The following is a 15,598-nucleotide window of genomic DNA, read 5'->3' as shown; positions in this document are numbered from 1 at the left end:
TATTTGGTAACTACTGAAAACAGGGGCTCTGACCCCTTGAGCTCATCCAACTACAGGAATAACTATGACTTCACCGCTTCACCGTCTGTACTCTTTTCGTCGTTGTCCCTACGCCATGCGAGCTCGTCTTGGCCTTTTATTTGCCGAATTGCCAGTGGCGCTGCGGGAGATCACGCTCAAAAACAAACCGGAACAGATGCTAGAGATTAGCCCGAAAGGTACCGTACCGGTTTTACAGCGTGCGGATGGGACGGTGATTGAAGAGAGCCTAGAGATAATGGTGTGGGCATTGGAGCAGCAAGACCCACAAGGGCTGCTTGATGAAAACGTTTTATCTCAGGCCCATGCTTTAATTGAGCAAAACGACAATGAGTTTAAACACTGGCTAGATCGCTACAAATACGCCGATCGTCATTTAGAGATGACGCAGACAGCGTATCGACAGCGGGGAGAAGCGTTTTTGCAGGTTTTGGAGGAATTACTGACCAAAAATGCCTACTTACTGGGGAGTCGTGTGACTATTGCTGATATTGGCATCATGCCTTTTGTTCGCCAATTCGCCCATGTGGATCGTGATACTTTTTATAGCTTGCCATATCCTAAGCTGCAACAGTGGCTACAGAACTGGCTTGCGCACCCGTTATTTCTGCAAGTCATGACCAAATTTCAACCATGGCAAGAGGGAGATGCGGTGGTGGTTTTTCCGTCTTAATACGACAACTTCATCCCCCTGTAGCCTTTTTCGGTTGACCTGACCATACGTTGACAATAAAGAAATAGCGTACTCACATCGTGAATACGCTAAAAATTGATAAGTGTTAAATAATCGTGTGCAACTGCGTGTGCAACTGCGTGTGCAACCGCATATCACGCTTAAGTGAATTTTAAGTCGAGATTGGGGTGTCTAAAGCCATCTGTGGTGGCTGATTTTTTTTACTGTCAACCGCAGCACTGAGGTTCACTAAGAAAATGGCAATGGCGGCAATAATACCTGGTATGGCGATAAACAAAAAGTTGGTTTGATGACTGAGCTCAAGTGTCAGTAACGCACCCGTCAAAATGGGTCCAACAATCGCGCCAATGCGCCCGATACCTGATGCCCAGCCCATCGCTGTCGTACGAACCGCGGTAGGGTAGTACTGAGCCACAAAGGTATAGAGCAATATCTGTGAGCCGATCGTCGTGGCGCCAGCAATCGCGATGAGGGTGTATAACACCACCTGAGGACTGTTATAACCAAGCAGTATTAATGAAACCGCACCAAGAGCAAACATAGTGGTCAAGACCGGCTTAAGGTGGAATTTATCAGCCAGCACACCGCCACCAATCGCACCCACCATGCCACCAATATTGAGCGCAAATAAAAACAGCATACTAGCGCCTAGCGAATAACCCGCTTGAATCATCAGTTTGGGCAACCAGCTGGCGAGGGCGTAAACCATCAGTAGGCACATAAAGAAAGCAACCCAAAACATAATGGTCGTAAAGCCGCGGTTTTTTAGGAACAGCGCTTTAATAGGAGCGTCATCACCTTTGGTCGGTTCGTCTAACAATAAAGTGGTAGTAGTAGTGACGGTTGCCTGTGGCGCCAGTTTTTGCACGATGACTTTCGCCTCTGTGTCTCGTTTTTCTTTGACAAGATACATCAAAGACTCAGGCAGCATCTTCCAAATAATAGGTAGCAGCAAGGTCGGTATGCCGGCAATATAAAACATCACCTCCCAGCCAAAGTCCACCACCAAAAACGAGCCTAGTAGGGCGGATGCCATACCACCGATGGCATAGCCACTGAACATCACCGCGACCAACGTACTGCGGATGCGTTTCGGCGCATACTCTGAAGTCAGTGCGACACAGATTGGCATCACGCCACCAATACCCAAACCGGCGATAAAGCGCAAGGCAGCAAACTGCATTGGACCACTAGCAAACGCGCCTAAAAAGGTAAAGGTGCTGAACAGGCCCACGCAAATCATGATGGTTTTTTTGCGACCGATCTTGTCAGATAACGTACCAAAGATCATCGCCCCAAACATCATGCCAAATAAGGCCGCGCTGGCAAGAAAACCTGCTTGTACAGCCGTCAATGACCACTCTTCCATAAGCAGTGGTAGTGCCACACCATAAATGATGAGATCGTAGCCATCAAAGATAATAATTAATAAACACCAAAACAGCACTTTCCAATGAAAGGGTGCGAATTTGGCGTCATCAATCACTTTATTGACGTTTAACGTTGGTGATTCCATTCGTCTTTCTCCATGGGTAATGTCCCTATAAGTACTTATTAAGTTAGGGTTTTCTAAGGATCAAGTCAAAAACCCTCTAAGTATAAATTTATACCAAAAAGGTATGGTTGGTGCTTGGGTAGTGTAGGGGAAATAAGGGCTGCCACTAAAATGCGTAGTTATGATTTATAAGCCTATGACTTCTGCTCTGTGACTGTTGTACAAAAATCAGGTGTTTACTGACCGTAAATCACACTTTTAAAAACACGGGTAAAAAAACAGCTCATATATCTAAAAGATATATGAGCTACTGGGTTTTCTCTTCTCACATGGCTACTTAAGTGCGCAATAAGTTTGACGTTATGAATGGGTCAAATGTTGTCGCACAAGCTGGTTAAATACCTCAGGCTGCTCAATATTTGAGATGTGTGAAGCGTCGATCGTGGCAAGCGTGGCGTTTGGGAGACGCTCGACCATATATTGACCATCAGCAACCGTCGTCACAGGATCTTTAGATCCTGCCACCACTGTAATCGCGACATCGATATCTTTTAACTGTTCGCGAGTATCAGCGACAGACAGCGCTTCACAGCAGCTGGCATAACCCTCGCTACTACCAGCGGCAAGCGTATCAGATAAGGTTTGTACGACCTCAGGATGGGTATCGATAAAGCCTGCGGTAAACCAACGCGATGCTGCTGTGGCGGCAATAGGGTCTAGACCTTGCTCTCGTACCAACTGCGCACGATCTGTCCATGCTCCCTCGTTCCCAATCTTCGCGGCGGTATTGCATAGCATTAAGTGGTGAAAGCGGTTAGCATAATTGAGGGCTAGCCATTGACCAGTCATGCCGCCCATTGAGATGCCGCAAAAAAATGCTTTATCAATATTCAGATGATCAAGCAAATCAATGACGTCTTGACCAAGCTCATCAAGACTATAAGGGCTTTTGGGCGCAGAAGATTTACCATGACCGCGAGTGTCATAACAAATAATGAAGTAATCGTTTTGCAAGGCGTCAATTTGCGGCTGCCACATGTGGTAACTTGTCCCTAAGGAGTTGGAGAATATAAGCGCAGGGTGGTGACTATCACCAAAAGTAGCATAGTGTAAAGTAACGTCTTCATTGTTAAATACGGGCATAACTATTATCCTTATTTGGAATGGTGTCATTATCGTGTCAGTGGCGCATAGGCTTGTGGCTATGATGGTTAACTATTTATATGTTCTATGCGCAATGGTCAACACGTTCAATAATCATGGCGATGCCTTGTCCCACCCCAATACACATGGAGCAGATGGCAAAGCGTTTGTCCGTTTTTTCAAGTTGATTGAGTGCGGTTAAGATCAGCCTTGCGCCCGACGCACCTAAGGGGTGACCAAGCGCAATCGCTCCACCATTGGGATTGACGCGTGCGCTATCATCTGGCAAACCTAAGTCGCGTGTACAGGCTAGCGATTGCGCCGCAAATGCTTCGTTTAATTCAATGACATCCATCTCATCGAGCGACAATCCTGTTTGCGCCAATAGCTTTTTCATTGCCGGTGCAGGGGCAAACCCCATGATGCGTGGCTCAACCCCGACCGTCGTAGCCGCCACAACACGGGCACGCGGCTTTAAGTTAAATTGCTTCACCGCTTGCTTTGAAGCGACTAAAAAAGCCGCCGCACCATCATTAATCCCTGAGGCATTACCGGCTGTTACGGTGCCGTTTTCTTTGACGATGGCACGCAGTTTGGTTAATTTTTCAAGCGTGGTATCAGCCCGAGGATGCTCATCAGTATCGACAATGACCGCATCGCCTTTGCGCTGCGGGATGACGACTGGGGTAATCTCGTCTTTGAAAAATCCTGCCGCTTCTGCAGCTTTGGTACGTTGTTGGCTACGTAGGGCAAAAGCATCTTGGTCAGCGCGATTGATGTTGAACTGCTCGGCGACGTTTTCTGCCGTTTGCGGCATGGTCTCGGTGCCATATAATTTGTCGAGCTTTGGATTGATGAAACGCCAGCCCATCGTAGTGTCTTCAAGCGTTTGGCCACGCCCAAACGCTTTATCTGATTTGCCCATCACAAACGGCGCACGGCTCATGCTCTCAACGCCGCCTGCGATAATGAGATCGGCTTCTCCTGCTTTAATCGCGCGCGCGGCGATGGCTAGCGCATCCATTGATGAGCCACATAAGCGGTTGACGGTGGTGGCAGGCACCTGATAGGGAAGGCCTGCGAGCAGTGACGACATACGCCCGACGTTACGGTTATCCTCACCGCTTTGATTGGCGCAGCCATAGATGACATCATCTACTTGCATCCAGTCGACGTTGGTATTGCGCTCCATTAGTGCTTTGATAGGGATAGCGCCTAAGTCATCCGCCCGTACTGGTGCCAAGCCGCCACCGTAACGCCCAAAAGGTGTGCGAATGGCGTCTATAATATAAGCATCATTTAAACCAGTAATGAAATCAGTCATGGTGAGTATCCTGTCCTGAGAGTTGGGTTTGGATTGTGAGTTTTTTTATGAATGAGTGGCATCAATGAGCCTAGCACCAGTCACTGCTTGCAACTCAGCAAAGCTCATACCGTCAATCATCTCTGTGACTGCTAAGCCTTTATCAGTGACATCAATGACACACAGATCGGTGTAAACACGATCCACGCAGTGTTTGCCAGTCACGGGGTAGGTCAGTTCACTGACAATTTTAGGATCGCCTGTTTTCGTCGTGTGATTGGTCATGACAAAGACTTTTTTAGCACCAACCGCTAAATCCATGGCGCCGCCGACAGCGGGTATTGCGTCTTCTGCACCGGTACTCCAGTTAGCTAAGTCGCCATTGGCCGCCACTTGAAACGCACCCAACACGCAAATATCGATGTGTCCACCACGCATCATGGCAAACGAGTCGCCGTGGTGAAAGAAGCTGCCACCCTCTAACATGGTGACGTACTCTTTTCCGGCATTGATCAGTTCGGGGTCTTCCTCACCTTTGGCGGGCGGAGGGCCAAAAGCCAACAGGCCATTTTCTGAATGCAAAAACACATCCTTATCAGCAGGCAAATATTTTGCAATTTTGGTGGGCAGACCAATGCCCAAATTGACATAGGCACCATCTGGGATATCTTGGGCAGCACGCTTGGCGATTTGATCCCGTGTTAATAACGTATGGCTCATGGTGAAGCTCCTTATAAATGGCAGTGTTAAGCGATGACTAAGCGATAGCTGCGGCGTTGGCATGAGTTGGCTGGATTTGCACCACATGCTGCACAAAGATACCCGGCGTGATGATGTGTTCGGGATCAAGCTCACCCAGATCTACCGTTTCAGAGACTTGAGCGATGGTCACGTCAGCCGCCATTGCCATGATTGGACCAAAGTTACGGGCAGACTTACGATAGACTAAGTTACCCCAGCGATCGCCCTTGTCAGCTTTGATTAAGGCAAAATCTGCTTTAATTGGATACTCTAAGACATAGTCTTTACCATCGATATGGCGCGTCTCTTTACCTTCTGCGAGCAAAGTACCAAAACCTGTTGGCGTATATACCGCACCAAGTCCCATACCTGCAGCTTGGATACGACAGGCGAGATTGCCTTGTGGCACCAATTCAAGCTCGATTTTGCCCGCATGATACAGCTCATCAAACACCCAAGAGTCTGATTGGCGCGGGAACGAGCAAATGATTTTGCGTACCGCCCCAGATTTTAATAGTTTGGCAAGGCCATGATCACCGTTACCAGCGTTATTATTGATGATAATCAAATCTTTAACGCCCAAACTGATGAGGCCGTCAATCAGTTCGGCAGGCTGTCCTGCAGTACCGAAGCCACCAATCATAATCGTAGCGCCATCTTTGATTTGACTGAGCACATCTGTGATACTTTTATCCGCTTTGTTAATCATATTGATATCCTATAAGACAGTAGTGTTAGAGATTATTAGCCAGAATTTTCGTTAAAACCGTTGAATCATTCATTAAGGAGGCTGAGTGTGAATGGGTGTTATCAGAAGGTGGTATGATCAATTATCCATAGTGTTTGCGATTAGGTAGAAAGTGGTGACAAACGTTTTTTTGTCAAAACATAATGAGCCACCATACCGATAACAATGCCCCAAAATACAGAACTTAACCCAAGAAAACTCATGCCAGAGGCGGTTGCTAAAAAAGTAATTAAGGCGGCGTCTCGTTGGCCGTCATCTTTCATAGCAATCGTGATGTTGGCAGAAATAGCACCAATAAGAGCAAGGCCTGCCAATGCTGCGACCAGCTCTTTTGGCAACAGACTAAACACCATGACAATGCTACCGGCAAACAATCCCCCTAATAAGTAAAAAAGCCCATTGGCGACGCCTGCGATATAGCGCTTTTCTTTGAGCTCATGTGCATCTTTGCCCGTACACAGCGCGGCAGTAATCGCCGCGAGTACAATGGTAATGCCACCAACACAAGCGACCACCAATGAGGCAAGGCTTGCGACACTGACGATGGGTTTGGCTGGTGTGTTGTAGCCACTGAGATTTAAGATGGCCATACCCGGTAAAAACTGCCCTGTTAAGCTGACCAAGATTAAGGGAATGGCCAGATTAAACGTGGCATTCCACGTCCATTCAGGCCAAATAACGGTGGGTATGGTAATCGCCAAATTCATCGCAACCGGATTCATCCTGCCGAGCAGGAGACTTAAAATAACCCCGCATAACAAGACCCAAATCATGGTATAGCGCGGTGAAAAACGCTTGGCCAATAAGTAACAACCAAGCATGCTAAACACGATAAATGGCATGGTGTTGGTGGCCACAAATAACGCTAAGCCAAACTGAAACAAAATACCGGCCATCATACCGGCCGCAATACCATTCGGTATCCACCTTAAAATCTTGTCAAAAGACCCTGTTGCACCCACCAAAAATATGACCACTGCTGAGAGGATATAAGCAGATATGGCCTCATTGATACTCATCTCAGGAAATACGGTCACGAGTAATGCTGTACCGGGCGCTGACCAAGCGGTGATGATCGGCGTCTTGTACTTAATAGAGAGATAAATGCCAGATACGGCAGCCCCAATTGAGATACCCCAAATCCAAGAAGCCATCATTGCATCTGAGACCTGCGCGGCTTGTGCGGCCTGAAAAAAGATAATCAGTGGGCCAGCATACGAGATGAGCACCGCCAAAAATCCTGCCACTGACGCGGAGAGTGACCAATCTTCTTTTAAGGTTTGGATGACAGTGGCCATATTGCTTCCTTGCAAATGAGCGGTAATCCTAGAGTAGGAGAGGTTAAATTAGTCAAACTCCGAGCTTGTTGGGCGCCTTTAGCCTGCGTCACCGCCACCCACAGGGATCGTACTGCCAGTGATATAAGAGGACTCATCTGACGCTAAAAACACAATGGCATTTACTTGTTCATCGATCGTGCCATAGCGTTTCATAAAGGTGCGATCAATGGTTTGATCAACGACTGCCTGCATCCATAACTTTTCATCGTCTGTTAAGGGCTTAGCATTACGTGGAATCTTTCTGGGCGGCGCTTCTGTACCACCCGTTGCGACCGCGTTGACACGAATACCGTCACGGGCGTACTCAAAAGCGAGTGAGGCTGTCATGGCATTCACACCACCTTTCGCGGTTGAGTAGGGGATACGGTTAATACCACGTGTGGCGATGGAGGAGACATTGACAATGGTGCCCGCTTGCTGTTCGACCATGACTGGCAATACCGCTCGGCAACACCACAAGGTTGGAAATAGCGAGCGACTGATTTCTTTTTGCACCTCTTCTTCTGAGAAGTTGATAAAGGGCTTCATCCATATCGCCCCGCCAACGTTATTGACGAGTACATCGATACGACCATAAGTATTAAGAGCCTTATCGATAGCCGCTTGTGCGCCTTGATAGGTTTCAAGATCCGCTTGAATCATCGTGGCATCACCGCTGTTTGCCGTGATGTCGGCCAAGACTTCTTCCACCAACGGTGAGAAGTCGGCCATGACGATCTTTGCACCCTCACTTGCTAGACGTAAGGCGACGCTGCGCCCGATACCTTGGGCGGCGCCAGTGACGATACATACTTTATTTTCAAAGCGCTTACTCATTGCTGTCTCCTAAAAACCTTGCTTGTCACGCTATGGTTTAAGCCATGTTATTTTTCACTTGGGGTGAATTTCTCATAATAAAAATTGCTGGGTTTTAGCTGGCTAGCATCTAGCCAGTCACTGACCGCATCGACCATGGCTAAAGGACCACAGAGATAAACATCAACGTCACCTCCATTTAACCACTCATCTTCAACATGGCTTGTGACGTAGCCTTTACGCTCATGGCTACTGTCTTCGCTTGCCACGCAGGTACGATAATCAAACCACGCATGGTTTTGTTTCACTTCTTCAAGTTTGGCGATTTCCACTAAGTCCGTATCATTGGTGACGCCGTAGACCATATTGACAGGGTGATGGACGCCAGCAACCTCTAAACTTTTTAGCATCGATAAGAAAGGGGCAATGCCTGTCCCACCTGCCAAAAATAGTGTCGGACGGACGAGTGGACGTAGATAAAAACTCCCAAATGGCCCTTCAAAGTCAATGTCCTGACCAATCTGAGCGATATCAGACAAGAAGGTGCTCATCTTGCCGTTAGGTATATTACGGACGACAAACTCAGCCTGCTTCGCGCTCGGCACAGAGCTAAACGAGTAAGAGCGTGTCTCGTCAGAATCAGGAATACTAATATTGACGTATTGACCCGGCAAAAACACCAATGCATCTGGGTTTTCGATGTCCACGCCAAAATGAATGGTGGACTCTGACAGTACATTGAGCTGTTGTAGCTTGCCTTTGAAAGTAGATTTACCCACTTTACAGGCTTCAGAGGAGCTTGGTACTTTGATGACGCAGTCGCTTTCTGGAATCATCTGACAGGTCAACACGTAACCCTCAGCAGCTTCCGCTTCTGTGAGCGCGTCTTCGATATACATGTCAGGGTGCATATCGTAGCTACCTGACTCACAGTGACAACGGCAGGTGCCGCAAGCGCCATCAAGACAATCCACTGGGATATTGAATTTTTGACGATAAGCGGCTTCGGCAACCGTTTCATCTGCTTCACACTTGATAAAACCTGTGACGCCGTCTTCGAACTGTAGAGCAATATTGTATTCCATGAGAAATATCCCTTTTCAACACGTGTTAAATGAAACCTAGTGTCTGAAGAATGAGTGAGTGATAACTAGATGTGATAGACATCCATAATTTGATGCACATAGTCGTCTTTTAAGACCACGTATTTATCTAAAATCTTTGGTTTGTCTTGATTCATATCTATCTTGTACTGAGAGTATCCCCAATAGGTATTGGTCTCGTGATAGCGATAAGATTTATTGATCCAGTTAAAGCGTACAGTCACGATCCCGTCATTATCTTCAAGTAACTCAATATTAGATAAGTTGTGGGTGGTGCGGGTATCAGGGATGGTCGCTGAAGAGCGCTCCGTTTCGATACGGAAAATACGATCTTCAAGACCACGACGATCAGGATAATAAATCAGTGAGATCTCTCTTTGTGGGTCGCTGATGAGCTCGCCATCATCATCCCAGCTGGGCATCCAAAATGGACAGTCTTCGTCATAGCACGTCAGCCATTCATCCCAGTTTTTTTCATCAAGTAAACGCGCTTCACGGTATAAAAACTGCCGAACCTCTTCGATATTAACGGTTGCATTTTTCATTATCGATATCCTTATGTATTTATGAGTCCTGCCATAACAAGCAAGTGACGGGCTTTCGTATTTGGCTTGGCTTAGTGGCTGGTATTACCCTTCACCATGTAGCTGTTTTTCTTGCTCTAGGGCTTTTTTCATCTCTTGATGCCAGTAGCGATGCTGTACGGTATATAAGCCTTCGTCTTCCGTTTTAACGCCACTCATTAAAGGTTTGAGATCGATGGCGGCTGCCCCTTCGTCAGCACCTTCTATCCAGTGCTCTGAGCCTCGGCACATATCATTCCATTCAAGCTTGATGCCGTTATAGCCTTCTTGGCATGAGCGGAATTCCTCTAGGTCATCGGGCGTTGCCATGCCGGTGACGTTAAAGAAATCTTCGTACTGACGGATACGGCGAGCACGTGCTTCATCGCTTTCACCTTTTGGGGCGATACACCAAATACTCACTTCTGTTTTATCAACAGCAATAGGACGTAGCATACGGATTTGCGAGCTGAACTGATCCATGATGTAGACGTTCGGATATAAACATAAGTTACGCGAACGTCCAATCATCCAATCCGCCATGGCTTCGCCATACTTGGCCACGTAGTCGTCACGATACGCATAGTTTGGACGGTCTTGTGGGTTTTCCCACTGAGTCCATAGCAGCATATGACCATTTTCAAAGGAGTAAAAACCACCGCCTTGACGACCCCATTTACCAGCGTTCATGGCCTTGATATTGTCTTCTTTAACCGCTTCGGTTTCTTTACGGCGCGCAGTTGTCGCAGCATAGTTCCAGTGCACAGCTGAGACGTGATAGCCGTCGGCCCCATTTTCAGCTTGCAGTTTCCAGTTACCATCAAAGGTATAAGTTGACGTGCCACGTAGAACTTCTAACCCTTCTGGTGATTGGTTGACAATCATGTCAAGGATTTTGGTGGAGCCACCAAGCCAGTCTTCGATAGGTTCGACATCATCATTTAGACTGGCAAATAAGAAGCCTTTATAGTTGGCAAGTTTGACTTGCTTGAGGTCATGCGAGCCTTCTTTATTAAAACATTCAGGATATCCTGCGTGTCTTGGGTCTTTTACTTTGAGCAGTTTGCCTGAGTTGTTAAAGGTCCAACCGTGGAATGGGCAGGTATAAGTGGCTTTGTTGCCTTTTTTATGACGGCATAACTGAGCACCGCGGTGTGAACATGAGTTAATCATGCAGTGCAGCTCGCCTTCCTTATTACGGGCAAGGATGACTGGCTGACGACCAATGTATGACGTGTAGTAGTCGTTGTTGTCAGGGACTTGCGTTTCATGGGCCAAATACACCCAATTGCTCTCAAAAATGTGTTTTATCTCAAGCTCAAATAGCTCTTCATTGGTGAAGGCACTACGATGCAGACGATAGATCCCTTGTTCTTTACTTTCTTCTAAAAAATCATCAATAGTGATATCTGATCCTTCAGGTATTAGGTTGATACGCTCGCTCATGGTGGCCTTCCTTGTATAATAACGGTGTTAAATGAGGGTAGGGAGTGAGGTTTGATACGACACTTGGGACGTATCAAACACAAGAATCTACTGTTTATTAGCTACTTATATTCAATAACAAGTGAGCCTTAACCTTGGGCACGGCGGCGTTCAACTTCACTGCCTTGGACCGGTTTATCGATGTCTTTTACGAGATGAAAATCAAAATCAATACTGGCATAGGGTTTATCAAGCGATTTTTCTTGTAGCTTGTCAGCGTCTTCAACCATCGTCACTTCTGGCACCAAGCCTTCACGACTGGCAAAAGCAAAGTCATCCCATAAGTACTCATCGCCATCGATGTTAATTTGCGTGGTCAATTTGCGATGTCCATCTGCACTGGCAAAAAAGTGGATGTGGGCTGGGCGATGACCATGACGGCCGAGCGGGCCCAGTACTTTTTGCGTCATGCCATCTGGTGGTACTGAATAACCGAGCGGTACAATACTGCGGAAGGCATAATTGCCGTTTTCGTCCGTGATGATGCTACGACGTAGGTTAAAATCAGACTGTGATTCATCAAAGAAAGAGTAGTTGCCTAAGCTATTGGCATGCCATACTTCAACTTTGGCATTCGGCAGTGGTTTGCCATCGTTGTCATAAACAGTCCCTTGCATAAACAGCACGGTGCCATTGTCAAGATCCGTACCGTCGTCTAGACGAGCAAAGCCCTTTTCTTCTGGCGCACCAGCGACATAGAGTGGCCCTTCGATAGTACGTATGGTCCCGCCATCAAGGCCCGCTTCTTTTAAATCTTCTTCAATCATCAAATCCATAAAGTGATCAAAACCAAGACCGGGTGATAATAAACCGGCCTCTTTGCCCAAATCACCAATAAATTCAACCCCAGTCCAGTATTCATCGGCCGTGATTTTTAAGTCATTGATGGTTTGCATGAGGTCAGTGACGATACGTAATACAATCTCTTGTACGCGTGGATTGACTTGTTCAGGGAAGTCAATTTTGCCTTTGATGAATTGCGTGGCTAGTGCTTCAATTTGGCTGCGTTCCATGTCTCTCTCCTTGTTGAGGACTATTTAAAGGTTTTGATATTGAGCTTTCTTACTTAAATTGTGTCGATTAAATGGCTGATCTACTAAATTTTGGGTCATAAAGTACCCTTGGTCTGCGATAGACCAACGGAAGTCTAATGAGAAAAATGTGTGGAAACGATTGCTGATACGCTATTGGTGATTGGTTATAAGTCACTCTGATGGCACTGACCAATAGCGCTGTCTACGGGTTTAGCTATCATCATCACGGACAGATGATGGGTGACGTAGTAATGGCGTGACCTCAACTTTCATGTATGGGTACAGGGGGAGCGACATCATGATGTCGTGTAGCTCTTCATTACTATCGACATCGAAAATACTAAAGTTAGAGTACTCACCAGCCAAACGCCAAATGTGACGCCATTTACCTTGTTCTTGGAGTTTTTGTGAGAGGGCTTTTTCGGTTGCTTTAAGCTCGTTGACCTTATCGGCATCCATATCCGTTGGGATTAAAACATCCATTCTGACGTGGTATAACATAACTGTTTCCTTGTATCTGTTGAAGGGTAGTGTGGCTGACAACTGCTTCCTGTCAGCACTCAGTATTCATATATATGGTTACCTGTATTTTTGACGCTTTTTGGCGGCTTGCTATACGCTCTTAGTGTCAGAGTTACTCGTATAGTCTTGTAATAATGTTGGTTTTTATAATGTGGCCGCGGCTTGTTTGGCATAGTGGTATACCTTGTCGCTATCTACTTCGATACCAAGACCTGCGCCAGTAGGAACGCTCAGGCCAAAATTTTGGTAGTCAAGCGGCTGTGCTAAGATATCTTCGGTCAGTAAGAGTGGACCGAAAAGCTCTGTGTCAAATCTCAAACTAGGATAAGTGGCAAACACGTGTGCTGATGCCGCTGTACCGATAGGGCCCTCTAACATCGTACCGCCGTAAAGCTCAACACCCGCTAAATGTGCCATGTGTCCGATCAAGCATGCTGCCTTTAAGCCACCTGCTTGGTTAATTTTTACCGCAAAGACATCGGCACAGTGATCGGCTGCTAGCTGAAAAGCGTTTTGTGGGTCTTGAACCACTTCATCCGCCATAATAGGCACATCAAAGTGCTCTGTTAACCGTTTTAGGGCCGTTTTATTGCGCATTGAGATGGGCTGCTCTATTAGGTCAACGTCGCCTGCTTGCAGTAGACTAATGCCTTTCATTGCCTCAAGCTCTGACCACGCCTGATTGACATCGACGGTAATTCGGCAATCTGGTAGCGCTTGTTTGATAGCCAGTACGTGGGCGACATCTTCAAGAATCGGATTGCTACCAATTTTTAACTTAAAGATACGATGGCGTTTTTGTGCCATCATTTGCTTGGCCTCACTGATATCGGTAGCCGTGTTACCACTGGCCAGCGTCCACGCCACCTCGATACGATCACGCACCCGGCCACCGATCAGCTCACTCACCGGCAGGTTTAGACGTTTGCCTTCGATATCCAGTAGCGCTGTTTCAATCGCACACTTTGCAAAACGGTTGCCGTTGATGTGAAGGTTTAACAGTTGCATCGCTTTTGCTGCGCTGGCGGGCTGCTCTTTTAGTAGTAGCGGGGTAAAGTAGGTGTCGATATTGGTTTTGATGCTATGAGGACTCTCTTCAGCATAGCTTAGGCCGCCAATCGTCGTCGCTTCGCCCCAGCCTTCATAACCGTCTTCTGTTTGAATGTGTACGAGCACGAGTACTTGTTCGTTCATGACGGTACAAGCAAGCTTATGCGCTCGAATAGTAGGTATTGGTACCAGCAAGGTATTAATTGAACGAATCATGACAGTCCCTAATTGAATGAGTGTTGCTTCCTTATGCTTAATAAGAACTATAAATGCTAGATAACTGCATGTCTAAGACCTATTTAGTCTACTATTGATACCTTTTAGGTATTTTTATAACCAACCTGCGCCGTGTTATGTTCTTTAGGTATAAAGATGGTTGCTATGATCGCGTTCACTCAGTTGATATAGCCACTAGTAACACCACTGAAAAATGACATTAAAAAAGCCCAAGGCTTAATCAAGGAAGAGAAAGATGGAACTGAGGCACTTACGCTATTTTGTGGCAGTCGCAGAAGAAAAAAGTTTTAACAAGGCTGCTGCTCGCCTGTATATCTCACAGCCGCCCCTTAGTAGACAAATCAAGCAGCTAGAGGAAGAGATAGGCGTCACGTTGATTGATAGGGAAAATCGCCCGCTCAAACTGACTGAAGCAGGGGAGTTTTTTTATGATCATGCGATGCAGATACTAAAGAAATCGGATGATCTGCGGGCGATGACCATTCGTAAAGGTAATTTTGACAACTCTTTGTCTATCGGTTTTGTCTCATCGATACTGTACGGCATCTTGCCAAAAGTAATCGCCTATTTTCGTGAAGTATATCCAAACATCGAGATTAAACTGTACGAGCTGAATTCTTGGCAACAAACACAAGGATTGGTAGACGGCAAAATAGACGTTGGTTTTGGTAGGCTGCTGTTCGAAGATGCCTCTATTCGGCGGCTGTTGCTCAGAGAGGAAAGCTTGGTGGTTGCAGTTCCTGTTGGTCATCCTTTCGCGCAAGAAGGGCGTACCAGTTTGAGACTAACCGATTTAACCAATGAGAATCTATTACTGTACCCAACCGCGCCGCGTCCCAGTTTTATCGATTACGTCTTGGAGTTGTTTGAGGCGCGTAATTTAAAAGCCAACTATTTTACGGAAGTGCGTGAGTTGCACATTGCATTAGGATTGGTGGCGGCCGGTGAGGGTTTGACAATTGTCCCCAAAACCCTTGAACATTTGCGTAGTCAAGAAGTGACTTATATACCCTTTGAAGATCGATTGATTACCTCACCGATTGTGATGAGTGTCAGGCACTTTGATAAGGCAGAGCTTTTAAAAACATTGCTGGACGTCACTTATAAAATCTATGATGCAGAAGGCTTTGACTACAAACGTGAAAATATTTAAAGACCCTAAAAAAACAAAAAGACGGAATACTCTTTTGAGGATTTTAGGCCCCAGCACTTTGCTGTTAGTGCTAAGGTTTACAATAAAAAAGCCGCTGAGCTGCGCTAATTTGCCCTATAGTTGTTTATAAATTTGATGAATTTATCAGCAATT

At 46.4% G+C, this 15,598-nt stretch carries 15 protein-coding genes; 2 read left to right on the top strand and 13 right to left on the bottom strand.

The genetic code is table 11. The annotated features are described in order from the left end of the window. The first annotated feature begins 64 nt into the window (after positions 1-64). Complete coding sequence (locus B2P60_RS06365) at positions 65-712, top strand: glutathione S-transferase (protein WP_193007001.1); 648 nt, start codon at positions 65-67, stop codon at positions 710-712. Between the two features lie 172 nt (positions 713-884). Here the strand turns inward: B2P60_RS06365 and B2P60_RS06360 are convergent, their stop codons facing one another. The 13 genes from B2P60_RS06360 to B2P60_RS06300 form a co-directional block, all read right to left on the bottom strand. Further along, positions 885-2,249, bottom strand: coding sequence for an aromatic acid/H+ symport family MFS transporter (locus tag B2P60_RS06360; RefSeq protein ID WP_286740090.1), 1,365 nt, complete (start codon positions 2,247-2,249; stop codon positions 885-887). A 339-nt stretch (positions 2,250-2,588) separates the two neighbouring features. Next, positions 2,589-3,371: a 3-oxoadipate enol-lactonase gene (gene pcaD, locus B2P60_RS06355; RefSeq protein WP_286740089.1), complete on the bottom strand. Its 783-nt coding sequence runs from the start codon at positions 3,369-3,371 to the stop codon at positions 2,589-2,591. A gap of 85 nt (positions 3,372-3,456) precedes the next feature. After that, positions 3,457-4,695, bottom strand: coding sequence for a 3-oxoadipyl-CoA thiolase (gene pcaF, locus B2P60_RS06350; protein WP_286740087.1), 1,239 nt, complete (start codon positions 4,693-4,695; stop codon positions 3,457-3,459). A gap of 45 nt (positions 4,696-4,740) precedes the next feature. Then, positions 4,741-5,394, bottom strand: coding sequence for a 3-oxoacid CoA-transferase subunit B (locus tag B2P60_RS06345; RefSeq protein WP_230708395.1), 654 nt, complete (start codon positions 5,392-5,394; stop codon positions 4,741-4,743). 37 nt (positions 5,395-5,431) lie between these two features. Continuing rightward, a complete protein-coding gene (locus tag B2P60_RS06340; protein ID WP_193006996.1) occupies positions 5,432-6,124 on the bottom strand; it encodes a 3-oxoacid CoA-transferase subunit A in 693 nt (230 codons plus the stop codon). A gap of 140 nt (positions 6,125-6,264) precedes the next feature. Further along, a complete protein-coding gene (benE, locus tag B2P60_RS06335; protein ID WP_286740084.1) occupies positions 6,265-7,461 on the bottom strand; it encodes a benzoate/H(+) symporter BenE in 1,197 nt (398 codons plus the stop codon). Between the two features lie 78 nt (positions 7,462-7,539). Beyond that, entirely contained in the window at positions 7,540-8,319 is a 780-nt protein-coding gene (locus tag B2P60_RS06330; RefSeq protein ID WP_286740082.1) for a 1,6-dihydroxycyclohexa-2,4-diene-1-carboxylate dehydrogenase, read from the bottom strand. Between the two features lie 47 nt (positions 8,320-8,366). Then, positions 8,367-9,383 carry a benzoate 1,2-dioxygenase electron transfer component BenC gene (gene benC / locus B2P60_RS06325; protein WP_193006993.1) on the bottom strand — a complete coding sequence of 339 codons (1,017 nt, stop codon included), beginning with the start codon at positions 9,381-9,383 and terminating at the stop codon, positions 8,367-8,369. A gap of 65 nt (positions 9,384-9,448) precedes the next feature. Next, a complete protein-coding gene (benB, locus tag B2P60_RS06320; protein WP_193006992.1) occupies positions 9,449-9,946 on the bottom strand; it encodes a benzoate 1,2-dioxygenase small subunit in 498 nt (165 codons plus the stop codon). Between the two features lie 84 nt (positions 9,947-10,030). After that, the gene (benA, locus tag B2P60_RS06315; protein WP_193006991.1) at positions 10,031-11,410 is read right to left on the bottom strand and encodes a benzoate 1,2-dioxygenase large subunit; all 1,380 of its coding nucleotides are present in this window, start codon (positions 11,408-11,410) and stop codon (positions 10,031-10,033) included. A gap of 128 nt (positions 11,411-11,538) precedes the next feature. Then, a complete protein-coding gene (catA, locus tag B2P60_RS06310) occupies positions 11,539-12,462 on the bottom strand; it encodes a catechol 1,2-dioxygenase (protein WP_193006990.1) in 924 nt (307 codons plus the stop codon). Positions 12,463-12,693: 231 nt separating this feature from the next. Then, a complete protein-coding gene (gene catC / locus B2P60_RS06305; RefSeq protein WP_198334681.1) occupies positions 12,694-12,984 on the bottom strand; it encodes a muconolactone Delta-isomerase in 291 nt (96 codons plus the stop codon). Between the two features lie 165 nt (positions 12,985-13,149). Then, positions 13,150-14,271 (bottom strand): muconate/chloromuconate family cycloisomerase, encoded by a 1,122-nt coding sequence (locus B2P60_RS06300; protein ID WP_193006988.1) that lies wholly within the window; start codon positions 14,269-14,271, stop codon positions 13,150-13,152. 256 nt (positions 14,272-14,527) lie between these two features. Here B2P60_RS06300 and B2P60_RS06295 point away from each other — a divergent pair, with 256 nt between their 5' ends. Next, on the top strand, positions 14,528-15,445 hold the full coding sequence (locus B2P60_RS06295; protein WP_286740077.1) for a LysR family transcriptional regulator: 918 nt from the start codon (positions 14,528-14,530) through the stop codon (positions 15,443-15,445). Positions 15,446-15,598 lie beyond the last annotated feature (153 nt).

Origin of the sequence: Psychrobacter sp. UBA3068, assembly GCF_002366815.1 — a bacterium.
Classification (GTDB): Bacteria; Pseudomonadota; Gammaproteobacteria; order Pseudomonadales; family Moraxellaceae; genus Psychrobacter; species Psychrobacter namhaensis.
This window is presented reverse-complemented; position numbering and strand designations above follow the sequence as displayed.